The organism is Streptomyces gilvus, assembly GCF_022513565.1.
GTDB classification, from domain to species: Bacteria; Actinomycetota; Actinomycetes; order Streptomycetales; family Streptomycetaceae; genus Streptomyces; species Streptomyces gilvus.
Window position 1 is genome coordinate 420,203 of record NZ_JAKWBE010000001.1, and the last position, 23,856, is coordinate 444,058.

16 protein-coding genes and 1 pseudogene are annotated in these 23,856 nt (G+C 70.6%); 9 read left to right on the plus strand and 8 right to left on the minus strand.

Annotated features, from left to right (window positions below; translation table 11 throughout):
• Positions 1–54: 54 nt before the first annotated feature.
• The 6 genes from MKW14_RS01885 to MKW14_RS01910 all read left to right on the plus strand — a co-directional run bounded on the left by MKW14_RS01885 (position 55) and on the right by MKW14_RS01910 (position 8,280).
• Positions 55–1,050, plus strand: coding sequence for a LacI family DNA-binding transcriptional regulator (locus tag MKW14_RS01885; RefSeq protein WP_240858343.1), 996 nt, complete (start codon positions 55–57; stop codon positions 1,048–1,050).
• A gap of 110 nt (positions 1,051–1,160) precedes the next feature.
• A complete protein-coding gene (locus tag MKW14_RS01890) occupies positions 1,161–2,513 on the plus strand; it encodes an ABC transporter substrate-binding protein (protein ID WP_240858345.1) in 1,353 nt (450 codons plus the stop codon).
• 5 nt (positions 2,514–2,518) lie between these two features.
• Entirely contained in the window at positions 2,519–3,475 is a 957-nt protein-coding gene (locus MKW14_RS01895) for a carbohydrate ABC transporter permease (RefSeq protein ID WP_240858347.1), read from the plus strand.
• Positions 3,472–4,332 (plus strand): carbohydrate ABC transporter permease, encoded by an 861-nt coding sequence (locus tag MKW14_RS01900; RefSeq protein WP_240858349.1) that lies wholly within the window; start codon positions 3,472–3,474, stop codon positions 4,330–4,332. The genes MKW14_RS01895 and MKW14_RS01900 overlap by 4 nt, the downstream gene beginning before the upstream one ends.
• A gap of 30 nt (positions 4,333–4,362) precedes the next feature.
• Positions 4,363–5,958 (plus strand): glycoside hydrolase family 13 protein, encoded by a 1,596-nt coding sequence (locus tag MKW14_RS01905; protein WP_240858350.1) that lies wholly within the window; start codon positions 4,363–4,365, stop codon positions 5,956–5,958.
• Positions 5,959–6,135: 177 nt separating this feature from the next.
• Complete coding sequence (locus tag MKW14_RS01910) at positions 6,136–8,280, plus strand: discoidin domain-containing protein (RefSeq protein ID WP_240858351.1); 2,145 nt, start codon at positions 6,136–6,138, stop codon at positions 8,278–8,280.
• On the opposite strand, the pseudogene MKW14_RS01915 reads toward MKW14_RS01910, so the two are convergent.
• The 8 genes and pseudogenes from MKW14_RS01915 to MKW14_RS01950 all read right to left on the minus strand — a co-directional run.
• Positions 8,249–8,474 (minus strand): annotated as a pseudogene (locus MKW14_RS01915) (ABC transporter ATP-binding protein); the annotation flags it as partial. The gene MKW14_RS01910 and the pseudogene MKW14_RS01915 sit on opposite strands and share 32 nt — an antisense overlap.
• 15 nt (positions 8,475–8,489) lie before the next feature.
• Positions 8,490–9,425, minus strand: coding sequence for a PDR/VanB family oxidoreductase (locus tag MKW14_RS01920; protein ID WP_240858352.1), 936 nt, complete (start codon positions 9,423–9,425; stop codon positions 8,490–8,492).
• The gene (locus MKW14_RS01925; RefSeq protein WP_240858353.1) at positions 9,422–9,598 is read right to left on the minus strand and encodes a hypothetical protein; all 177 of its coding nucleotides are present in this window, start codon (positions 9,596–9,598) and stop codon (positions 9,422–9,424) included. The genes MKW14_RS01920 and MKW14_RS01925 overlap by 4 nt, the downstream gene beginning before the upstream one ends.
• On the minus strand, positions 9,595–10,668 hold the full coding sequence (locus tag MKW14_RS01930; RefSeq protein ID WP_240858354.1) for a Rieske 2Fe-2S domain-containing protein: 1,074 nt from the start codon (positions 10,666–10,668) through the stop codon (positions 9,595–9,597). The genes MKW14_RS01925 and MKW14_RS01930 overlap by 4 nt, the downstream gene beginning before the upstream one ends.
• A 214-nt stretch (positions 10,669–10,882) precedes the next feature.
• A complete protein-coding gene (locus MKW14_RS01935) occupies positions 10,883–11,368 on the minus strand; it encodes a hypothetical protein (protein ID WP_240858355.1) in 486 nt (161 codons plus the stop codon).
• Positions 11,369–12,259: 891 nt separating this feature from the next.
• Positions 12,260–12,847 (minus strand): hypothetical protein, encoded by a 588-nt coding sequence (locus MKW14_RS01940; protein ID WP_240858356.1) that lies wholly within the window; start codon positions 12,845–12,847, stop codon positions 12,260–12,262.
• 52 nt (positions 12,848–12,899) lie between these two features.
• The gene (locus MKW14_RS01945; protein WP_240858357.1) at positions 12,900–13,421 is read right to left on the minus strand and encodes a DUF4240 domain-containing protein; all 522 of its coding nucleotides are present in this window, start codon (positions 13,419–13,421) and stop codon (positions 12,900–12,902) included.
• A gap of 271 nt (positions 13,422–13,692) precedes the next feature.
• Positions 13,693–16,527 carry a helix-turn-helix transcriptional regulator gene (locus tag MKW14_RS01950; protein WP_240858358.1) on the minus strand — a complete coding sequence of 945 codons (2,835 nt, stop codon included), beginning with the start codon at positions 16,525–16,527 and terminating at the stop codon, positions 13,693–13,695.
• 357 nt (positions 16,528–16,884) lie between these two features.
• On the opposite strand from MKW14_RS01950, the gene MKW14_RS01955 reads away from it, so the two are divergent.
• The 3 genes from MKW14_RS01955 to MKW14_RS01965 all read left to right on the plus strand — a co-directional run bounded on the left by MKW14_RS01955 (position 16,885) and on the right by MKW14_RS01965 (position 23,855).
• Positions 16,885–17,466: a DUF4240 domain-containing protein gene (locus MKW14_RS01955; protein WP_240858359.1), complete on the plus strand. Its 582-nt coding sequence runs from the start codon at positions 16,885–16,887 to the stop codon at positions 17,464–17,466.
• 429 nt (positions 17,467–17,895) lie between these two features.
• Complete coding sequence (locus tag MKW14_RS01960) at positions 17,896–18,756, plus strand: DUF4132 domain-containing protein (protein WP_240858922.1); 861 nt, start codon at positions 17,896–17,898, stop codon at positions 18,754–18,756.
• Positions 18,753–23,855, plus strand: a complete 5,103-nt coding sequence (locus tag MKW14_RS01965; RefSeq protein WP_240858360.1) for a DNA-binding protein — start codon at positions 18,753–18,755, stop codon at positions 23,853–23,855. The genes MKW14_RS01960 and MKW14_RS01965 overlap by 4 nt, the downstream gene beginning before the upstream one ends.
• Position 23,856: the final 1 nt, after the last annotated feature.

Here is a 23,856-nt window from a genome sequence, read left to right on the forward strand (position 1 = left end):
GAAGGGCATGGAGTTACGCAAGCCGTTTGCGCTTATTGCGCTATTCTTGCGTTCATGACGCGACGACTTGCCGAGGTGGCGAAGAAGGTCGGGGTCAGCGAGGCCACGGTGAGCCGGGTGCTCAACGGCAAACCGGGTGTCTCCGAGGCCACCCGGCAGGCGGTGCTCAGCGCCCTGGACGTCCTCGGCTACGAGCGGCCCACCCAGCTGCGGGGTGAGCGCGCCCGGCTCGTCGGTCTCGTCCTGCCCGAGCTGCAGAACCCCATCTTCCCGGCCTTCGCCGAGGTGATCGGCGGGGCGCTCGCCCAGCTGGGCCTCACACCGGTGCTGTGCACCCAGACCAAGGGCGGCGTCTCCGAGTCCGACTACGTGGACCTGCTGCTGCAACAGCAGGTCTCCGGTGTCGTCTTCGCCGGCGGCCTGTACGCCCAGGCCGACGCCCCGCACGAGCACTACCGGCGGCTCGCCGAGCGCAACATCCCGGTGGTGCTGGTCAACGCGTCCATCGACGACCTCGGCTTCCCGGGTGTCTCCTGCGACGACGCGGTGGCCGTGGAGCAGGCCTGGCGGCACCTCGCCTCGCTCGGGCACGAGCGGATCGGGCTGGTGCTGGGGCCCGCCGACCATGTGCCGTCGGCCCGCAAACTCGCCGCCGCCCAGGCCCTCGGCGACCTCCCCGAGGAGCGTGTCGCGCGGGCCATGTTCTCCATCGAGGGCGGTCACGCGGCCGCCGCCCGGCTGATCGACCGCGGTGTCACCGGCTTCATCTGCGCCAGCGACCCGCTCGCCCTCGGCGTCATCCGGGCCGCCCGCCGCAAGGGGCTGGACGTCCCCGGCCGCGTCTCCGTCGTCGGTTACGACGACTCCGCGCTGATGAACTGCACCGAGCCGCCCCTGACCACCGTCCGCCAGCCCATCGAGGCCATGGGGCGCGCTGCCGTGGAGCTGCTGAACGCGCAGGTCGGCGGCGGTTCCGTACCCGCCGAAGAGCTGTTGTTCGAGCCGGAGTTGGTGGTGCGCGGCTCGACCGCGCAAGCTCCTCGCCCCTGAGATCCCGTCAGCTGTCGAATAATTACAGATTCTGCGCGACATCTTGCGGACGGATGTCGGCGGTGCTTGAGTGTGCGGCGCCCACCGCTCCTGCCACGAGGGGTCCTCTGATGAGAAGCACCGGGTTCCGCCGTACGTTCGTCGCGCTCAGCGTCTGTTCCTCCCTCGCCCTCGCCGCCACCGCCTGCGGCTCCGGTGACGACGGCTCGGCGAGCGGGAAGACCCGTATCACCGTCAACTGCGAGCCGCCCAGGAGCGCCAAGGTCGACCGCGGCTTCTTCGAGCAGGACGTCGCGTCCTTCGAGAAGCAGCACCCGGACATCGACGTCGTCGCGCACGACGCGTTCCCCTGCCAGGACCCCAAGACCTTCGACGCCAAGCTCGCCGGCGGGCAGATGGAGGACGTCTTCTACACGTACTTCACCGACGCCAGGCACGTCGTCGACATCCGTCAGGCGGCCGATCTCACGCCGTACATCAAGGAGTTGAAGAGCTACGACTCCATCCAGAAGCAGCTGCGCGACATCTACACCGTCGACGGGAAGATCTACGGCGTCCCGCGCACCGGTTACTCCATGGGCCTGATCTACAACCGCAAGCTCTTCGAGAAGGCCGGACTGGACCCCGACCGGCCGCCGACGACCTGGGACGAGGTCCGCGCCGACGCCAAGAAGATCGCGGCCCTCGGCGACGGCACCGTCGGATACGCCGACTACAGCGCCCAGAACCAAGGGGGTTGGCACTTCACCGCCGAGCTCTACTCCCAGGGCGGCGACGTCGTCAGCCCCGACGGCAAGAAGGCCACCATCGACACCCCCGAGGGCCACGCCGTCCTGCGGAACCTGCACGACATGCGCTGGAGTGACAACTCCATGGGCAGCAAGCAGCTCCTGGTCATCAACGACGTGCAGCAGATGATGGGTTCGGGCAGGCTCGGCATGTACCTCTCCGCCCCGGACAACATCCCGATCCTGGTCAAGGAGAAGGGCGGCGACTACAAGGACCTCGCGCTCGGTCCGATGCCCGGCGGCAAGGGCACGCTCATCGGCGGCGACGGCTACATGTTCAACAAGCACGACACGCCCGCCCAGATTCGCGCCGGCCTGCAGTGGCTCGACCACATGTTCCTCACCCCCGGCACCGGCTTCCTCGGCGACTACGCCCGCGCCAGGAAGGCGAACGCACCCGTCGGACTGCCCGAGCCGCGCCTGTTCACCGGCGCCGCCGACGCCAGGGACCAGCAGGTCAAGAAGGCCAACGCCAATGTTCCGGTGGAGAACTACCAGGCCTTCCTCGACGGCAACCACAGCCTCCGGCTGAAGATCGAGCCGCCGGACGCCCAGCAGGTCTACTCCGTCCTCGACTCCGCCGTCTCCGCCGTCCTCACCAAGAAGGACGCCGACATCGACCAGCTCCTGAAGGACGCCTCCGGCAAGATCGACGGCATCCTGGCCCGGGGCTGACGGCCATGACGAAGACGGCCGAGCGGCAGCGGCCCCGGACGGCCGCCGCCCCCACGGTCCCGGCGCCGTCCCCGGCAGGGGACCGGGGACGGCGCCGCCTCGCCGACCAGGCCCGCGCCTACGCCTTCCTCCTCGGCGGCCTGATCTGCTTCGCCCTGTTCTCCTGGTACCCGGCGATCCGCGCCGTCGTGATCGCCTTCCAGAAGTACACCCCGGGCTCCTCGCCGCAGTGGGTCGGCACGGCCAACTTCACCCGCGTCTGGCACGACCCCGAGTTCTCCGCGGCCTGGCGCAACACCCTGACCTTCACGCTCCTGGCCCTGCTGATCGGCTTCGCGATCCCCTTCGTGATGGCCCTCGTCCTCAACGAACTCCGGCACGCGAAGGCGTTCTTCAGGATCGTGGTCTATCTGCCGGTGATGATCCCGCCCGTGGTCAGCGCCCTGCTGTGGAAGTGGTTCTACGACCCCGGGGCGGGCCTCGCCAACGAGGCGCTGCGCTTCCTTCACCTGCCCACCTCGAACTGGTCCAACGGCGCCGACACCGCGCTGGTCTCCCTGGTCCTCGTCGCCACCTGGGCCAACATGGGCGGCACGGTCCTGATCTACCTCGCCGCCCTGCAGTCCATCCCCGGCGAGCTGTACGAGGCGGCCGAGCTGGACGGAGCCGGCCTGCTGCAGCGCGTACGGCACGTGACGGTCCCTCAGACCCGCTTCGTGATCCTGATGCTGATGCTCCTTCAGATCATCGCCACCATGCAGGTCTTCACCGAACCGTTCGTGATCACGGGCGGCGGCCCCGAGAACGCCACCGTCACCGTGCTCTACCTCATCTACAAGTACGCCTTCCTCTACAACGACTTCGGCGGTGCCTGCGCCCTCAGCGTCATGCTCCTGCTGCTGCTCGGCGCCTTCTCCGCCGTCTATCTGCGCCTGACCCGCTCCGGGGAGGAGGAAGCGTGAGCACCCGGACCCTGATCTCCCCGGCGACCCTGGCCCGCCCTCGCGGCAAGGCTCTCTACTGGACCGTCTTCTCCGCCGTCGTCCTGCTCTTCGCCCTCGCCTTCCTCTTCCCCGTGTACTGGATGGTGACCGGCGCGATGAAGTCGCCGGACGAGATCGCGCGGACCCCGCCGACCCTCGTCCCCGACCACTGGCACCTCGGCGGCTACACCGACGCCTGGGACCTGATGCAACTCCCGCAGCACTTGTGGAACACGGTCGTCCAGGCGGCTGGCGCCTGGGCCTGCCAGCTGGTGCTGTGCACCGCGGCCGCCTACGCCCTCTCCCGGCTCCGGCCCGCCTTCGGCCGGCTGGTCCTCGGCGGCATCCTCGCCACCCTCATGGTCCCGGCACAGGCCCTGGTCGTACCGAAGTACCTCACCGTGGCGGACCTGGGCCTGCTCAACAAACCCGTCGCCATCTGGCTGCCGGCCGTCGCCAACGCCTTCAACCTCTATCTGCTCAAGCGGTTCTTCGACCAGCTCCCGCGCGATGTGCTGGAGGCCGCCGAGATGGACGGCGCGGGAAAACTGCGCACGCTCTGGTCGATCGTGCTGCCCATGTCACGGCCGGTGCTGGGGGTGGTCTCCATCTTCGCCCTCGTCGCCGTCTGGCAGGACTTCCTCTGGCCGCTGATGGTCTTCTCCGACACCGACAAGCAGCCCATCAGCGTCGCCCTCGTCCAGCTGTCGCAGAACATCCAGCTCACCGTGCTCATCGCCGCGATGGTCATCGCGAGCATCCCGATGGTCGCGCTCTTCCTGGTCTTCCAGCGGCACATCATCGCCGGGATCAGCGCGGGCGGCACCAAGGGCTGACGCCCTCCCTCCGACAGAAAGGCACGCACCGTGGGACCGTCCCGCCATGCCCGCAAGGAGTGGTGGCGCTCCGCCGTCATCTACCAGGTCTACGTCCGCAGCTTCGCCGACGGCGACGGCGACGGCACCGGGGACCTCGCGGGCGTCCGCGCCAGGCTGCCGTACCTCGCCGAACTCGGCGTGGACGCCCTGTGGTTCAACCCCTGGTACCTGTCGCCGATGAAGGACGGCGGCTACGACGTCGCCGACTACCGGGCGATCGACCCGGCCTTCGGCACCCTCGCCGAGGCCGAGAAGCTGATCGCCGAGGCCCGGGAGCTCGGCATCCGCACCATCGTGGACATCGTGCCCAACCACGTCTCCGACCAGCACCCTTGGTTCCGGGCCGCGCTCGCCACCGGACCCGGCAGCCCGGAACGCGAGCTGTTCCACTTCCGGCGCGGACGCGGGGACCACGGCGAACTGCCGCCCAACGACTGGCCGTCGCAGTTCGTCGGCTCCACCGAGCCGGTGTGGAAGCGGCTGCCGGACGGCGACTGGTACCTCCACCTGTTCACACCCGAGCAGCCCGACCTCAACTGGGCCCACCCGGCCGTCCGTCAGGAGCACGAGGACATCCTGCGCTTCTGGTTCGAGCGGGGTGTCGCGGGCGTCCGCATCGACTCCGCCGCCCTGCTCGCCAAGGACCCCGCGCTCCCCGACCTCGCCGACGCCCCCGACCCGCACCCCTTCGTCGACCGCGACGAACTCCACGACATCTACCGCTCCTGGCGGGCGGTCGCCGACGAGTACGACGGCGTGTTCGTCGGCGAGGTGTGGCTCCCGGACGCCGAACGCTTCGCCCGCTACCTCCGCCCCGACGAACTGCACACGGCCTTCAACTTCAGCTTTCTGTCCTGCCCTTGGGACGCCGGCCGGCTGCGCACGGCCGTCGACACGACCCTCGCCGAGCACGCTCCCGTCGGCGCCCCCGCCACCTGGGTCCTGTGCAACCACGACGTCACCCGCACGGTCACCCGGTACGGCCGCGCGGACACCGGTTTCGACTTCGCCACGAAGGCCTTCGGCACCCCGACCGACCTCGCCCTCGGCACCCGCCGCGCCCGCGCTGCGGCCCTCCTCTCGCTCGCCCTCCCCGGCGCCGTCTACCTCTACCAGGGGGAGGAACTGGGCCTGCCCGAGGCCGACATCCCCCGCGACCGCATCGAGGACCCGATGCACTTCCGCTCCGGCGGCACGGACCCGGGGCGTGACGGGTGCCGGGTGCCGCTGCCGTGGGCGGCCGAGGCGCCGTACGCCGGTTTCGGCGGGGAGCCCTGGCTGCCCGAGCCCGCCTACTGGCCCGCCTACGCGGCCGACCGCCAGGCCGCCGACCTCGCCTCGATGCTGAGTCTGTACCGGGCCGCGATCGCACTCCGGTCGGCGTTCGGCGAGGGCCCGCTCACCTGGCTGCCCGCGCCCGAGGGCGTCCTCGCCTTCACCCGTGCGGGGGGCGCTATGTGCGTCGTGAACCTCGCCGACGACAGCGCCGACCTCCCTCCCCACACCGAACTCCTCCTGAGCAGCGGCCCCTTGGACGCGGACGGCCGGCTGCCCACCGACACGGCGGTCTGGCTGCGCGCCTGAGACCGCACTCCCGCTGTCTCCGCACTCCCGCTGTCTCCGCACTCCCGCTGTCTCCGCACTCCCGCTGTCTCCGCACTCCCGCTGTCTCCGCACTCCCGCTGTCCCCCGTACCCCGCTGTCCCCGCACCCCCACCCCGAAGGGATCGGCACATGTCCAGGTCCAGATCTGTCAGGCGCATGCCAGCAGTCGGCACGGTCGTCGCCCTCGCGGCCGGCACGCTCGTCACCCTCGCCCCGGCCGCCCACGCGGCCGCCGGCGCCACCCTGCCCTTCACCTCCGTCGAGGCCGAGTCCGCGACGACCACGGGTTCGAAGATCGGCCCCGACTACACCCAGGGCACGCTCGCCTCCGAGGCCTCCGGACGGCAGGCCGTACGGCTCACCTCCGGCCAGCGCGTCGAGTTCACCGTGCCGCGCGCGGCCAACGCCGTGAACCTCGCCTACAGCGTCCCCGACGGCCAGTCCGGCTCGCTCGACGTCTACGTCAACGGCACCAGGCTCACCAGGACGCTCCCGGTCACCTCCAAGTACTCGTACATCGACACGAGTTGGATCCCCGGCGCCAAGACGCACCACTTCTTCGACAACGCCCGCATGATGCTCGGCCAGAACCTCCAGCCGGGCGACAAGGTCGCCTTCCAGTCGACCGGCACTCAAGTGACCGTGGACGTGGCCGACTTCGAGCAGGTCGACGTAGCCGCCACCCAGCCCGCGGGCTCGGTCTCGGTCACCTCCAAGGGCGCCGACCCCAGCGGCAACGGTGGTTCCACTCAAGCCTTCCGGGACGCGATCGCCGCCGCCCAGGGGGGAGTGGTGTGGATCCCGCCGGGCGACTACCGGCTGACGTCCTCGCTCAGCGGCGTTCAGAACGTCACCCTGCAGGGCGCCGGCAGCTGGTACTCCGTGGTCCATACCTCCCGCTTCATCGACCAGTCCACCTCCTCGGGCAACGTCCGGATCAAGGACTTCGCGGTCATGGGCGAGGTCACCGAGCGGGTCGACTCCAACCCGGACAACTTCGTCAACGGCTCGCTGGGGCCGAACAGTTCGGTATCCGGGATGTGGATCCAACACCTGAAGGTCGGCCTGTGGCTGACGGGGAACAACGACAACCTCGTCATCGAGAACAGCCGCATCCTCGACACCACCGCCGACGGCATCAACCTCAACGGCACCGCGAAGGGCGTCCGCGTCCGGAACAACTTCCTGCGCAACCAGGGCGACGACGCGCTCGCCATGTGGTCGCTGTACTCGCCCGACACCGACTCCAGCTTCGAGAACAACACCGTCACGCAGCCGAACCTCGCCAACGGCATCGCCATCTACGGCGGCACCGACATCGCCGTCAGGAACAACCTGGTCTCCGACACCAACGCACTCGGCAGCGGTATCGCGATCTCCAACCAGAAGTTCCTCGACCCCTTCTTCCCGCTCGCCGGCACGATCACGGTCGACGGCAACACACTCGTCCGCGCCGGCGCCATGAACCCCAACTGGAACCACCCCATGGGCGCGTTGCGCGTCGACTCCTACGACAGCGCCGTCAACGCCACGGTGAACATCACCGACACCACCGTCACCGACAGCCCGTACAGCGCCTTCGAGTTCGTGTCGGGCGGCGGACAGGGCTACCCGGTCCGGAACGTCACCGTGGACGGAGCGACCGTGCGCGGCACCGGGACGGTCGTCGTCCAGGCGGAGGCGCAGGGCGCGGCCACCTTCCGCAACGTCACGGCGACGGGCGTCGGCGCCGCCGGGATCTACAACTGCCCCTACCCGGCGAACTCCGGCACCTTCGCCCTCACCGACGGCGGCGGCAACTCCGGCTGGAGCAGCACCTGGGCGGACTGCTCGACCTGGCCGCAGCCCGGTCAGGGCAACCCCGACCCCGACCCGAACCGCAACCTCGCCAAGGGACGTCCGGCCACCGCGACCGGCTCGCAGGACGTCTACACGCCCGGCAAGGCGGTCGACGGCGACGCGAACAGCTACTGGGAGTCGACCAACAACGCCTTCCCGCAGTCCTGGACGGTCGACCTGGGCTCCTCCTACGCGGTACGCCGACTGGTGCTGAAGCTGCCGCCGTCCGCCGCCTGGGGCGCGCGCACGCAGACCATCACCGTGCTGGGCAGCACCGACGGTTCCACCTACTCGACCGTCCTCGGCGCCACCGGCTACCGCTTCGACCCGGCGACCGGCAACACGGCGACCGTGACGCTGCCGAGCGGCACGAACCTGCGCCATCTGCGGCTGTCGGTGAGCGCCAACACCGGTTGGCCGGCTGGTCAATTCAGTGAGGTGGAGGCGTATCTGACGTCGTGACCACGTCGTTCGCAACCCCGCGCTTCGCCGCCTGGCTGCTCGTACACAGCGGTCCGCAACTCGGCGAAGCGCGGGGCGACGCGCGTGTGCGACTGGTCCCGTTCCGCGGGGAGATCGACCTTCAGCTGCTCCTGCACGACGGTGGGGGAGGCGGACAGGACCACCACCCGCTCGCCCAGGTACACGGCCTCGTCGTCCGGAGCCGCTCGTCAGAGGTCGAGCACCAGCCGCCTCCCCCGGCAGCGCGAGACGCAGATCATCATGGTCTCCCCGCTCTCCCGCTCCTCGTCCGTGAGCACGGAGTCCCGGTGGTCCGGGGTCCCCTCCAGCACGTCGGTCTCGCAGGTGCCGCACGTGCCCTCGGTGCAGGAGAACAGCACCTCGACCCCGGCCGCCCGGACGGCGTCGAGCACCGAGACGTCCGGCGCGACGGTGACCGTACGGCCGCTCTGCGCCAGCTCCACCTCGAACTCGCTGTTCTCACCGGCCGGTTGGTCCTTCGGCGAGAACCGCTCCACCCGCAGCCGGTCGGCCGGGCAGCGCTCCTCGACCGCGTCAAGCAGCGGCCCGGGACCGCAGCAGTACACGAGCGTGCCCTCGGGCAGGTCCGCCAGCACCGAGGCGAGATCCAGCAGCCCGGTCTCGTCCTGCGGCGCGACGGTCACCCGGTCGCCGTACCGCGCCAACTCCTCAGTGAACGCTATGGAGTTCCGGGTCCGGCCGCCGTACAGCAGGCTCCACTCGGCGCCCGCCGCCTCCGCCGCGGCCAGCATCGGCAGGATCGGGGTGATGCCGATCCCGCCCGCGACGAAGCGGTAGCGGGGTGCCGGCTCCAGCTGGAAGTGGTTGCGCGGGCCGCGCACCCGGACCTTGTCACCCTGCCCCAACTGCTCGTGCACATGGGCGGATCCGCCCCGTCCGTCCGGCTCGCGCAGCACGGCGATCCGCCACGCCGAACGGTCCGCGGGGTCCCCGCACAACGAGTACTGCCGCTCCAGCCCGGGGCCGAGCACCACGTCGACATGGGCGCCCGCCTCCCAGGCCGGCAGATCCTCGCCGAGCGGGTGGCGCAGGATGAGGGCGAGCACGCCGTCGGCTGCGAACTCCCTGCGGTCGACGACGAGTTCGGCTTCGTACACGTTCATGAGTCGCTGCTCTCCTGGGGCCGGTGACCTTCGGGATGGGCGAGCATCCACTCCCACATCTCGACCGGGTCCTGGGCGGTGTGCTCGGCGCCGCAGTGACAGGTGCCGTGCAGCACGTCGGTGCCCGGTATCCAGTCGATGCGGTAGATCTCCCCGGTGGCGCCGGTGCTCACAGGACCTTCTCCACGGGCTTGTCGCCCTCCTCGACCAGACGGGCGAGGATACGGCGGGCGGCGAGACCGCCGGTGTCGATGTTGATGCTCAGCTCCTGGTAGCCGGTCCGCTCGGTGCCGAGCGTCTTCTGCAGCAGGTTGAGCGCGTCGACGTCCTGCATCACCACGGTGTGGTTGTTGCCCCGCAGGAACTCGGTGACCTCGGCGTCCTCGATCGCCCAGTCCCGCGAGACCATCCAGAAGTCGTACACGTGCCCGTCGGAGGACGGGGTGATGGCGTACGTGATCTCGGTGTGGAAGCCGTTCGGGTCACTGCCGTCGGCCTCGGGCAGCACGCCGACCGGGGCGATCCGGCTGTGCAGCAGGTACAGGCAGGGCGCGTGGTACTCGATGTCCTGCCACCGGGTGATCCGTCCCTCGATACCCGTCGACTTCGCGTAGAACGGCGGGCACGCGGCGTCGTCCATGTGCCGGCTCACCCGCACGATGCCGGCGCCCTCGTCGACCTCGGTGGTGATCGGGGTCTCGGCGACCTCGGGGGTGCCGATGTAACCGCCGTGCAGATACGTCTCGTGGGAGAGGTCGAGGAGGTTGTCGACCAGCAGCCCGTAGTCGGCGTCGATCGGCTCCATGCCGCGGACGGTGACCCAGCCGGGGGAGTCGAGGTGCCTGGCGCGCGGGACGGTCTGCGGGTCGGCGAGCTGCGGGTCGCCGATCCACACCCACACCAGCGAGTCCTGCTCGACGACGGGGTAGGAGGCGACGCGGGCGGTGCGCGGGATCCGCTTCTGCCCCGGCACGTACACACAGGTGCCGCTGGTGTCGTACGTGAACCCGTGGTACCCGCACACGATCCGGTCACCGTCCAGCCGGCTCGGCTTCTCGTGCAGCGGGAACCGCCGGTGCACACAGCGGTCCGCGAGCGCGACGGGCGCCCCCTCCTCCTCGGTCCGGTAGAACACGAGCGGCTCCCCGAGAATGGTCCGCCCGAGCAACTCCTCCCGCCCGACCTCATGACTGTAGGCGGCGACGTACCACTGGTTCCTGGCAAAAGCGGTGGTGTGCGGCATGGCAGTTCCCGTCCCTGTCGGCGGGGCGCCCTCGCCCCGCGTGCCGTGGTTGGAAACAGGGTCGTGAGGCTTGCGTCGGCTCGGCAAGACGGCTTCTGCCAGACGGAAGGACTTCTTTGAAGAGGCTGCTCAGAGCCTTGTTTCAGTCGTCGGCCGGTCGTCGGAGTGGAGTGCCGCGTGGTACGGCCACTCGGTTCACACCGCCCCACTGCCGCTACGAGACCCGATGCCGCCACTCGCCGGTGTCGACGAACCGCTGGACGCGAGCGGCAAGGGCGTCGGTGGCGATGGGCGGCCCAAGGGGTTCGCGTTGCTGTCCCCACAGAGCTTGTGCGGGCAAAAGGTTTGCAAGGCATTCGACCGCGTCGACGAAGTGGGCGACCAGACCCGAGCTGTCCGGTTCAGGGTCGTAGTGCAGTCGCAGGCCCTCGAACGGTCCCGCATGGTGATGCACAACAGATCCTCGCGCCAGGGGATACAACCAGATCACGGGCTCGCCCGTGTCTTCGTCCAGGACCGCGAAGTAGTCATCGACCTGTTCGAATCGCAAGTGGTCCAACGAACCCCAACGGGGATCCGTGGATGGGAAGTTCGGGTTGTCCTCACCACAGAGAAGGAAGACATCGCCGAAGCTGGGCCGCTGTGGTCCGGTGAACATGACATCGATCACGCACTCGTGCTCGACGTTGGAGAAATCCATGGGGGGCGGGCCTTCCATTCCATCGCGGCATCGTTTGCCTACTTCGAGCGCCTCTGAGTGGAAGCCCTGAACGCTCACGCAGAGATTCGAGTGCGTTGGGAGCCACTGCCCCGATGCGCAGTGTCGAGGTGTTGCGGGAATAGTGGGCCACCATGCGGCTCGATCGGTCGACAAAGCCCAGCCAGTGACCACCCTGGTGCATCGCGCGAGAACCGATGTAGCCCAGCAGTGGCTCGACAGACTCCAGTTGATCCTCACGCAGCAGACACGTGGCTTGGTACGGAAGCGCCCTGACCGCCTGCCTGGCGGCGACGTTGATCAGGAAGGCCGACAGCCGCCGGGCTTCGCTGTACCACTTCTCGCCAGGCTCAGCCCGCCCGTGGACCCTGGGGTCGGGCCAGCCGACGTCGTCCGGGCGCACGCTCCACTGCGTGGGCCACTGGTTCTCCCCGCAGAAGACCAGGTGTCCGTCCTCAATGCTCAAGTGCCTGGGGGCATTCAGCCGGAACGTGTGCTCGTGACCGCCCATACCCATCAACTCCGGGTGCCTGCCCGCTGCGGTGTAGTAGTCACGCAAGGCGTCCGGCAGGCTGATCCCCAGGCGGTCCTCGGCAGCGGTGATCTCGTCATCATCGCATCCGTCGTTCGGAGTCCAGGCACCGAACGTGGTCGACATGAGGTTCCGGAGCACATCCGTACCCAGCACCGGAAGCGCCCGGGCAGGCCCGACGTTGACTTCACCCCCGCCGACCATGTCCCCCTCCGACCAGCCACGACCACGTACAGACATGACCGGAATGGTAGATGGCCGCGAACGCCCGTCCGCCTTTCGCAGCTCTGCTGCCGCCCTTTTCCGTGGCGAGTTGCGTAGTTCTACTGACGCTGCGCCGGCTACATCGCCAAGAAGTCCTCGATCAACTCGGCGGGGTTGGCGGCCTTCGTGGCCTCTTCCTCCCAGCCTGGGCAGTCCATGTCGAACACGACCACGGGCAGTGGACGTCCGAAGATCCTCACGATGGTGTCGCTCGCGTGGAGGTGCCGGGCGAAGTCGACAACGGCGTTGTGGAAGTGGAGTTCCAGGAGGCCGGACTTGACGCGAAGCTCATCGTCCTCCAGCATCCGAGCGAGATCGAACTCGCCGTCGTACCAGATGCCGAGCTTCCTGGCCTCCTCCTCGTAGAGCGGGCCGCCGGCCGGATCCTCAGGGACGTTGCCGAGCTTGTCAAAGCCCGCGAGGATCCAGAAAGCCGGGTTCCAGCGCGCCTCCCAGGCGTCGCGGTAGTCCCGGCGCATCTCCTCCTCGTACTGGCTCTCCGTGTTGTAGCCGATGTCCACGTACGGGTGGCGGTTGTCGGCGTCGACGCGCCAGATGTTGAAGGCCAGGACGTATATCTCACGTTTCAGCTGCTCGGGGACGCGCTGCAAGATGTCGGTGGCGGCCTGCCGCAGATGCGTCTGAAAGGTCTTCCGTTCCGTCACGGCGCCAGCATCTCACCGCCACTTCGGAAGGCCGTGTCCTGGGGAAGCGGCTCTAGGCAGGCCGGCGGTTCAACGGCGGTACCCCGGCGCCGGTGTAGCGTCCTGCCGTCGTGCTCTGGGCGGGCCGCCATCCGTCGGTGTTGCTGAAGCTCTCCCATGACACGCTCGTGAGCCGGTCGTGCGGCACGCCGGTCCGGGCCTCGAAAGCATTGCCGGCGAGGTACAGAAGAGACTCGAATTCCATCCCGGTCGGGAAACGTGAGGGATCCGCGCATACCCCCTCGTAGAACTCCCTGCCGTTCGCCACCACCACACAACGCCGGTACAGGAAGTCGTCAGCGGAGATGTAATCGTCTCCATCGTCCGGATCTGCTTCCCCCCGGTAGCACCAACGAGCGTGCTCTCGAGTGTCCAGTGCGTAGAGTTTGGCGGCAAGCAGGTCCTCGAACGCGAGGATCTCTTCAGGTGACAGCCCTTGAAGCACCTGTGAGGCAGGAGCGAGCACCGCCTCGTCATCACCGGCTCGTTCCCAGTCGAACGATGCGATGAGGGCCCAGAAACGTATGTCATTCACGGTTCGATCCTTGCACGCGTCATTCCACTACTGAGTCCAGTTCGTTGCTGTGCGCGGCGAGCACGCGGGCGAGGTCCGCACCGGACACCGCCCGTCTCCCGTGGCCGGCTGTCCAGCGGGGAAGGTCAACTGCTCGTCCTCGCCCGGGTGTTCGCGTCAGCGGCGCGCGTCGTGAGCTTGACGGGGCCACGTGCCGCGCCAGTCCGGGCACTCTCGTGGTCATCGCCCACCACATCGCCTCCGCCTGCCGGCCCCCTGCCGACCGTCGCGCTCATCCGCTCCGGCGCAGCAGGTCGGCCAGGGCGAGTCGGGACGAGACTCCGAGCTTCCGGTAGACGCGCGACAGATGTGTCTCCACTGTGCGTGGGCTGAGGAAGAGCCGTTCGGCGATCTGTCGGGTGCGCAGACCCGTCGTCGCGAGTTCGGCGATCTCCCGTTCGCGGTCGCTGAGCAGGCCGAGCGGGTGGGCGGTGTCATTGCCCTCGGACAGTTCGGCGCGCATCTGAGCCACCCGCTCCTGTACGAGCGCTGCCCCGAAGGTGCGGGCGAGGGCTTCCGCCGCGTCGAGATGTCCCAGGGCCGTTTCCCGGCCCTGGGCGACGTCGAAGGAGCGGATGCCGGTCGTCAGGGTCCAGGCGTGCTCGACGGGCATGTCGGCCGCCCGGAACGCATCCGCCGCGAGGTCGAGGAGCTTGGCGGCCGCGTCGTGTTCACCGTCGGCCTGGTGGAGCAGGGCGCGGGCGCGGCGTGCGTACGCCTCCTGGACCGGCAGTCCGAGCCGCTCGGCATCCGCCTCGGCGGTGCGGACCAGGCGGTGTGCCTCCTCGTGGTCGCCGCACTCGAGTGTGGCCGTGGAGAGCAGGGAGAGCAGGAAGGGCCGGGAGAAGGGCCGGACCGGCGGCATCCGGTTGCCGCCCTCGCTGTCCAGCAGGGTTCGCCGGCAGCCGGCGGCGTCACCGGCGAGCAGCCGGGCATGTGCGAGCAGGCCCGTCGCCGAGGCGGTCCACCAGCTGTGGCCGTGCGGGGTGGCACGCGGGGCCTCCTCGACGAGTGCGACGGCCTTGGCGGCGTACTCCCGGCCGCGGGACCAGACGAGCGCTGTCGCGTGTATCGCCTGCGCCAGAGTGACCGCGGGCCGGACACCGAGGGCGCGCGCCAGGGTCTCGACCTCCTGGGCATGCCGCTGGGAGGCGTCGAGGCGGCCGGTCCACTGCTCGGCCATGGCGAGCCCCAGCAACCGGTGGAGCAGGATGGGCTGTCGGGCGTCCGTGCCGTCGGCCCCCAGCCCCCGGCTCAGGTGGCGGGCCGCGTCAGTGAAGCGCTCCAGGTACAACTCCGCGCTGCCGAGCAGGGCCAGGGTTTCCGGCGTGCGGCCGGCGAGAGGGTCGGGAAGGGCGTCGACGAGCCGGACGCAGCGGGTGACCTCGGCGGCGGCCTCGTCGAGGTCACCCGCATGGGTGGCACACAGAGCGTTGAGAACCCGCAGCACGGTGCGGTCCGCTCCGTCCGATTCGAGCGGCGTCCGTACGGCTTCCCGGAGCAGGGCGTGTACCTGGTCGTGCGTGCCGCCCAGGACATGGACCAGCCCGTACTCGATGACCAGTTCGACGGCCTCGGTCGGCAACGGATCGGGCAGGGGCATGGGCAGCTGACCGAGGGCGGTACCCGCGATGGCCGCCGCCTCCGCGTACCGGCCGAGGTGCCGCTCGACCGCGGCGCAGACGGCGTGCGCCTGAAGCAGCTGTCTCTCGCCGAGAGACGCGTGCCGGTGCCCCAGCAGTTCGTGCGCCCGCGTGCGGGCCTCCGCCCACTGCCCCGAGGCGATCAGGGCGCGGCAGCAGGCGAGTTCCATCTCGGTGCGGGCGGTGGAGTCCGTTCCTCCGGAGGGCAGGGACTCCAGGGCCAGCCGCAGCCAGTGCGCCGCGGTCGCCGGGTCCTGCGCGGCGATCTCCGCGGCCCCCTCGGCAAGGGTGTGCGCGGCGAGAGCGGCGTCCGTTCCCAGCAGATGCTCGGCGTGGCGGGCCTTTTCGCGAGCCCGGCCGCCACGGTCGTCGATCAGTTCCAGGGCGCGGCGGTGGGCGCGCAGCCGGAAGGACACGCCGGCCCTCTCGTGCGCGACATGGCCGACGACGGGATGGCGGAAGGCCAGGTTGCCTTTCCAGTCGGCCGGGCGCACCAGATCGGCCCGTTCCAGTTCGGCGAGCGCGTCCAGGGTGCGGTCCAGCCCCAGCCCGGAGACCCGGGCGGTGTCCTCCGGCCGGAACGGGCTGCCGACCACGGCCGCCGCCGACGCAGTGATCGCCGCCTGCGACGTCAGCGCGTCGAACTCGGCGATCAGTGGCTTCGCCTCGCGGAGCAGCCCGGCGGTGTCGGTGCCCGGGCGGTCGGGCCAGCGCTCGGGGCGCCAGTCGGCCGCGGCGAGCAGGCGCACGTATCGGGGGCTGCCCTCCGCCGCGGCGCACACCAGGCTCGCGAAGTCCTGGGACACGGCCGCAGCGCGTGACTCGGGGTCTCCCGGCGCGTCCCGGCCGGTGAGCAGCGCGGCCACGGATGCCGGGCCGAGCGGGCCCGGCTCGATACGCGTCACCGTGCCGGCCTGAACTCCGTACTCCAGGGCTTCCAGCAGCTCGGGGGCCGTCTGTCTGGGGCGATGGGCCAGGGCGAGCAGGAACGGACCCGGCACCTGGGAACGGACCAGCCGGACGATCGCCGCCGCCGAGTCCGCGTCGCAGCAGTGAACGTCGTCCAGGACCAGGGCGCAGCCCGCGGCCCACTCCCTGGGCCGGTCGCCCACCTCGTCGAACGTCTTCGCGCCCGCGGTTGCCCGCGGGTCGGCCCGCCGTGCCTCCCAGGCGTCGCGGAACACCTGCAACGAGGTGGTGTTCGCCCGTACGGCGCGGGCGCGGACGACCGGTATTCCCCGCCGCGTCGCCAGTTCCATGAGCGCTGTGGCCAGGCGGGTCTTCCCGATGCCCGGCTCACCGGTGATCTCCACGACAGAGCCCCGGCCGTGCAGCAACGTGTTCACGGCCCGTGTGAGTACGGCGAGTTCGGCATCCCGCCCGACGGGGCGCTCCCCGTCAGCCGGTCCGTCCACTGCGGTCATGAGCGCCGTTCTCCCTCGCGGTGCGGTCGGGCGCGCATCCGGGGCGGCCGTGGCCGCGGGGCGCCGTCGCAGAACCATACAGAAGCAAACGATTTTGCTCGACTTCGGTTTTTTGGCACCCGTGCCATCTCGTTCATGCCCGATGGCCCGCGTGCCGACATGACATCCCGACTACGGTCCACCCGTCGGCCGCATGTGCGCAGTGGCCACAACTGTGGTGGACGGGCGCTCCGTTGCCGTCCCTGCTCATGCCGACGGCATGGTTCGGGTAGGGGACCTGACCGGCCGGGAACAGATCGGTGAGCCTTTCACCGGCCACGGACCTCGTTGCGATGGTGCGTATCTATGATCACCGCCATGGACATGAACGAATGGTGGGGACTTGTCGACAGGGCTCGGGCCGCGGTCAGTAGTGACCGAGCCGATGATCGCGACCTGCCGGACGACCCACTGCCCGGGGCGCTGGTCGATGTCCTTGCCGCGCTGGAGCCGGACGACATTGTTGACTTTTACGTCAAGTACGTCGAGGTGAAGGATTCGGCCTATCAATATTCGCTGTGCATGGCCGCCTACTTGATCGAGGGCAGCTACACGGACGACGGCTTCAGCGACTTCCGTGGCGGGCTGATGCTCCTCGGGCGGGACACATTCAGCCGCGCGGTGGCACATCCCGACTCTCTTGCCGAGTTGCCTACGGTTGTGTGCATGAGCCGTGAGGAAGGGGGCTGGATCGGCTACGAGTCTGTGAGCTATTTGATCTCGGATGCATACCGAAGGGTTCGGGGGGAGACCGACTCACTCGACACAGCAGTCGAGACCGCGCTGAGAGGCATGACGCGTCCGGACAAGCCGCTGGGTGCGGAAGGGAACTGGGACCCCGAGAACGAAGAGCAGATGAGACGCCGTCTCCCAAGGCTCGCAGCACTTTTCCTCAGCTGAAACGACCGCGGACACCCCTGTCCGGTGATCCCGGCGGATTGCCGCGTACCACCAGGCGTCGAGCTCGTCGGCCATGACCGCGAGCCGCCGCCTGCTCCTCGTCCGGAACACGCCACTTCGGACGTCTGTCAGGCAGCCATGCCTCAGCCGGCACGCCGTCCGGACAGGCGAACACGCGTCCGTCCCGCAACCCGTGGCGGCCCACACCCGTCGGCTCGGCTCCCACCACGGCTCACTACGTACCGCGATTACGTGGTTCCCCGGATGCGTCGCCCCAGGTCACAGGGCTTGACTCGGCGTACGCCGGAGAGATTCGCCGGGGCGATTGTCAGTGGCTGCTCGTAGCGTTCCGCTCATCGTCACACCGAGTGCCGGATTCCGGCGCACGGTGGGTCTGTTCGAGTTCTCTTGATGCGGAAGGCGGGGCCGGTGGGCTGGCTTGCGGCGGGTGACGCGTACGAGGTCGCCCTGGTGGAGGGGCGGGTGGCGGCCAGGGCAACGTCCGGCCGGTCGGCGGGGCGGCAGTTGAAGTCGCTGCCGAAGGCGCTCAAGGACCATCCGGAGGTGGAGCGGCTGCGCCGCTTCGCCGAGTGGCTGGAGCGGCACGAGGCCGCGTGTGTGGCGCAGGTGGACACCTGGATGGTGTCGTCGCTGCCGGTTCCCACGGAACTGGTCGCCCGTGTCTGGCCCGACGAGGCCTGGCGGTCCGCGCTGCGTGACCTCGTGGTGGTCGGCGACGAACCGGACGAGGTGGGCTTCCTGCGGGACGCCACGCAGGCCGGTGAGCTGCGGGTGGTCGACCTCGACGGCGAGACCGTACGGCTCCGCCCGCGGACCGTGACCCTTCCGCACCCGGTGCTGCTGCCGGACCTGGAGGACCTGCGCGAGTTCGCGGCCGAGTTGGGGATCGTGCAGCGCGTCGAGCAGCTCCACCGGGCGACCTGGAGCAAGCCCGAGGACCTGGACGAGAAGGCGAGGGACGTCTCCGAGTTCGCCGGGGGCCGGTTCTGGCGTTCCGCGCTCGCCGCCCGTGCCACCTCGCTCGGCTACCGGGTCTCCGGCTCCCGGGCCACCTGCCGGGTGCGCGACGGGGAGCGCACCGTGGAGGCGGCCGTGTGGATCGGGGAGCCGTGGGACTACGAGGTGCACACCGGCGCGCTGTCCTGGCTCGACCCGGAGGGCCGTCGGCTGCGGCCGGTGGAGGTCGGCCCGGTGGCCTGGTCGGAGGGGATGCGGATGGCCGCGGCGCTGTACGCCGGGCGCGAGATCGAAGAGGGGGCGGGCGCGTGAACGGGGGAGCACGGGTGGCGTACGAGGAACTGCTGACGGCCGGTGCGGTGCTGCCGCTCGGCACGGAGGGCGCGGGGGAGCGGGCGGTGCCGCTGACGGCACGGTCGTACACCCATCCGGGGCTGGACGACCGTGTGATCGTGCGGCTGGTGGCCAGGGAGCTGGGCGCGGCGGAGGATCTGGCCGCCGGTTACCTCGGCCTCGAACCAGCGGCGCAACCGGTCGAGGTCGGGCTCGGGGCACGTCAGGCGCTCGGGTTCCCGGAGTGGGTGCTGGTGCACCACCCGCAGGACGGCCACCACGCGCTGGCCGTGATGCCGGAGCTGGAGCGGATCGCACGCCGGGCGGAGTCCCGTCCGAAGGCCGCCCTGGACGCCTACCGGGAGACCGCCCGGCAACTCGCCGTATCCGTTCCGCACTTCCTGCCCACCTTCTACGAACAGGCCGGCCGGGTCTTCCTGTCGGTGGAGAACCCCACCTACGCGGCGCAGATGTTCGGCCGGGCCCGCGCCGCCGAGGCCGAGTACGGGCTCGCGGTGGACGAGGAGCGGCTGGACGCGGTGTACCTGGAGTTCGCCCTTGCCGGGGCACTGACGGCGACGGCGCTCTCGGGGTACGGCAGGGAACTGGCCGCCCGGGTGCCGGCCCCGGAGGCGCTGGAGCGCTTCACCCGGATGTGCGTACGACGCACCGCGGGCGGACTCGTGCCGTCCGCCCAGTTGGCGACCGACGTCCGGAAACTGGCCCGCGCGGCCGGCCGGGACGGGGACGCGGTCGAGCAGGACTACGTGGCCGGCCTGCTCGCGCTGTCCGCCACGGCGAAGGCGGCACCGGGCTGGTGGAAGCGCCACCGCGCGGCGGTCATCGCCCTGGCCCGACGAGAGCCCGCGGTGCGCGGCACGCTGCTGAACCTCATGCCCGACACCGGCGACCGGGAAGTACTGCTGCTGTGGCTGGACCTTCTGGAGGAGTCCGGGGCCCTCTTGGGGGTCTGGGACGACTCGCGGTCCGACGAGGAGCGGCCGCAGGACGGCACCGTGGGCTGGTTCGCCCGGTTCCTGGAGTTCCAGGCGCGGTCACAGAGCTACCACGAGCCCACCCAACTGCCCGCCCTGTACCGGCTCACCGAGCTGTCCGCCGACCGGCTGCGCGCCGAACTCGCCGTGTCCGGAGGGAAGTTGTGGGCCGGGCACGATCTGGACCTGCTGGATCTGCTGCTCGCTCTGGACGTTCCCGCAGGCATCCACCACCAGGTGGAGCTGGGGCGGTGGGCGAGGGGCGACGACCGGCGTGACCTGCTCGCCTTCGCCGCCGACGAGCGGTTCCGGGCCGCCTTCCACGCAGCGGCCGACACCTTCGACGGCGACGAGGACGACCTGGCCACCATCCGGGTCCTCGCCCAGTCGCCCGGCGGCAGGCCGATGCTGGCCGACTGGGTACGGGAGGTCGCGCGCCGCTCGATCACCACCGGCCTGCCCGGCCTGCCCGGCCTGCCCGACGCGCTGAAGCGGCTGAAGTGGCTCCCCGGCGAGGCACTCAGGCTCGCCGAGGAGGAAATCCGGGAGGTGGCCGCCACCGACCTGGCCCCGCTCCTCGCCCGCACGCTCAGGGCCGGGCTCATCGACGAACTCGGCTGGCCCGCCTGGGAGGAGGCGGCCAGGGAGCTCGTGCCCAGGGAGAGGGCCCAGGACCTGTACGTCGCTGACGCCTGGCCGTATCTCATCACCGCCGGTTCCGCGCAAGTCCGGGTGATCGGACCCGAGGGCACCGTGCTCACCCATGATCTGCGGCTGCCCGTCCAGGGCGTCTACGGTGACCCCGATTTCCACTTCGTGGACGGTGAACTCCTCGTCTACTGGCGGACCTACGACCATGGCCTGCGCGGATACTGGCACCACAGCCCCGACCGGGTCCTGACCCTGGCGGGTGCCCGAGACGGCCGGGGCACCCGGATGGACTGGTACCAGGAGGACACCGGCGTCCCGACCCTGCCCCTGCCCGGCGGCGGCCGGATCACCGGCGTCGGCGTCCTGCACCGCGGTGACACCACCGTGCCCATCGAGGCGAGACTGCTCGCGGACGGCACCTCCTACTGGACCTGGGGAGGGGACGGCTGGCTCGAGAGCGACCCGGCCACCGGGAGACTCGGCCGCGAGAGCGTGCCCGCCTTCCTCGCCGACGCCTACGGGGAGGGCACCCGGGTGCGGGGCTCGCTGGCGCCCTACCCCTTCGACGAGATCACCCCCGCCGGCGTGCCGGTGGACGGACTGCTCGGCTGGCGCGCGGTGCGCCGACCGGACGGCCACTGGCACGGCGAGGACCTGGCCGGACGCCGGGTCACCGTCCCGGAGGAGGTCGGGATGCCGTACGCCGCCGTCCTGTTCCCCGGCGCGGACCGGCCCGTGGCCGCCGTCCGGGACGGCTGGCGCATCGCACTCGTCGACCCGGAGGGCGTCGTGACGGCCACCGCGAGGGTGGACGGTGCCCCGGGCGACTTCGCCGAGGGCACCCCCATCCTGCCGCCGCTGCGGTACTGGCACTGCCTGCGCCCCCGGGACCCGCAGGGCTCCGCGGCCCTGCGCGCCATCGACGACGACACCGCCCGTGCCCTGCTGAAGGCCGAACTCACCGGCGACGTCATGGAGTTGCTCCACCAGGTCACCGACAAGGCACTCCTGGCGGGCATCGCGGGCGTGGTGCGGTACGCCGCCGAGCAGCAGAAGGTCCTCGACGCGGCGGCGACCCGGCTGACCGCGGAGCTCGCCGGCGCCGAGGAGGACGCGGGCCCGGCCGGTCCTTCCGACCGCCTGCTGCGCGACGCCCTCAGCGGCCTCGACGGCACCCGGGGCGGCTGGTACCACTACGGGGCCCACCGGGACAACGTCTTCCGGCGGCTGCGGGTGTTGAAGCGGGCGGTGCGAGCGGGTGAGGACTCGGGTGCGAGCGACGGTCCGGCGGGGGGCTCGCGTGTGGCGGACGACTCCGCGACGGCTTCACACATGACCGACGACTCGGCAGGGGCCTCCTACGCGGTCGGCGTCGCCGCGTCGATTGTGCACGGCTCCCACGACTTCGTGCCGGCCTCTGGCGGCTCTGAGGGGTCCGCGCCGGCTCTGGGCGAGTCCGACGACTCCGCACCGACCTCGAACGTGGCCGAGCTCCTCCCCGCACCGACGACCCCGGGCGCCGCCCAGGCTCCCGCACCGATCCCGCGCCTTCACCTCGACGGCCCCGAACTGCCCGACGGCTACCTGTACGACGAGCCCGTGGCCGACTTCTTCACGGCGACGGCGTTCCGGGTCGCGTCTCCCACCACTCCGCCGGAGCACCGGCAGGCCCTGGTGGCGCTGCTGCGGGAGTTCGACGCGCTCGGACTCAGCTCGGCCGCCGGACCCGTGCGCTGGCGCCGGGTCTCCCTCCAGGTCGAGGCACGCCATCTGCGCACCTCGGACGGCGAGTGGCGCGAGGGCAGTTGGCGGGGCGTACTGCCGTTGGACGGCGGAGCCTTCCTCGCGGTCACCAAGTGCACCTCGCGCGACATGAAGGACGGCTGCGACTTCGATGCGCTCTTCCACGACCCCGCCGGCCGCTTCGAGGTCCCCGCTCCCTACACCGTCGAATCCACCTACCAGGTCGGCGAGGACCGCGAGGCGGGCTGGCTCACGGCGTTCCTCGCTGAGCTGGACGAGCGCGGTCCGACCCCGTGGATCCCGGCGGCGGCAGAGGAGTTCGCCCTGCTGACGGGGGTCACCCCGACGATGGCCCGGCTGATCGTGGCAGGACTGCCGCAGGTGGACAGCGACGAACGGTCGTTCCTCACCCCCGAGGCGCGGGCCGTGCTCCGGGTGAAGGCGACGGACGCCGCCCTGGCCAGGGACGAGCTGCGCAAGACCCACATCTCCGTCCTCAGGGCCGTCGTCGCCGCACTGCTGCCCTCCGACCCGGCCCGGCTCTGGACGGACGGCCCCGACACGGCAGCCGCCGCCGAGGTGTGGAACAGCGAGGTCGGCAAGCGAAGGATCGTGCCCGAGGAACTGCTCGGTGAGGCGCAGCGCGTGCTGAACGCCGAGCACTCGACACTGGCCGCCCTGCTCGACCCCGCCTCCGAGCCCTTCCTGAGCCGGGACCTGGAGTGGTCGGTCACCGGGGACCGGGCCACACCGGTCGACGAGGACGCCGTCGGGTTCACCGCGGCCACCCTCATCGACTCGGTCGTCGTGGCCGCCTGGCTGGCGCATCGGCTGCCGGCCGGTGACCCGATCCGCGCCGCGCTGCCCGCCGCCCTCGCCGCGATACGGGACCGGCTGGCCCACCCCGGACTGCTGCTCGACCTCGTCCAGTACGTCTACCTGCCCGACTTCCGCAAGGCAGCCGGTCAGCCCACCGAGGTCGCCGGCGGATACGAGCGGTACGGCGCGATCATCATGGCCACCTATGACGACCGGCCTGCCCCCGCCCTGTACGTCGCTCTCCTCGACGCGGACGGCCAGGACCCGTACCTACCCGCGCTGCGCCTCGCACAGGACGGGGCGCCGTTCGCGGCGGAGGTGGCGCTGCGCCTGGCCCGCTCTCCGCGCTTCGCGGCGCTGCTCGACGACCCGGGCGATCCGGTCGCGGGTGTGCCCGGCAAGGACGGCACCTGGTATCCGCAGGACCCCACCCGGTCCGTGCCGGAGCTGGTGACCGAGGTGGCGAAGGAGTACGGCATCGGCGAGGACGCCGCCGCGCTCTACCTGATGCTCCTCGCGATGCCCGACCCCACCGACCGCAACACGGCCCGCTGGACCGGCTGGAAGCCCGCCCGCATCAAGGCCGCCCGCGCCGAACTGGGGCCCACCGACCTGGTGGTGGAGGCGAGCCGCAGCCGCGCCGGACGCTCGCTGTTCCTGCCGGGCGGCTGGGAGGCCCTCGCGTCCCCGCGTCTGCCGCTGGAGCAGTGGAAGCTGCCGCTCTACGGCGAACTCGCCGAGGTCCGCGTGGGCCAGCTCGTACCGACCGAACCGGCCCCCGACCTGTACCGCCGGGCCTGGCGGCGGATCCGGGAGGGCGACGTGCCGCGCTTCGAGGAACTGAAGGTCAAGAGCGGCCGCCGCCGCTGAA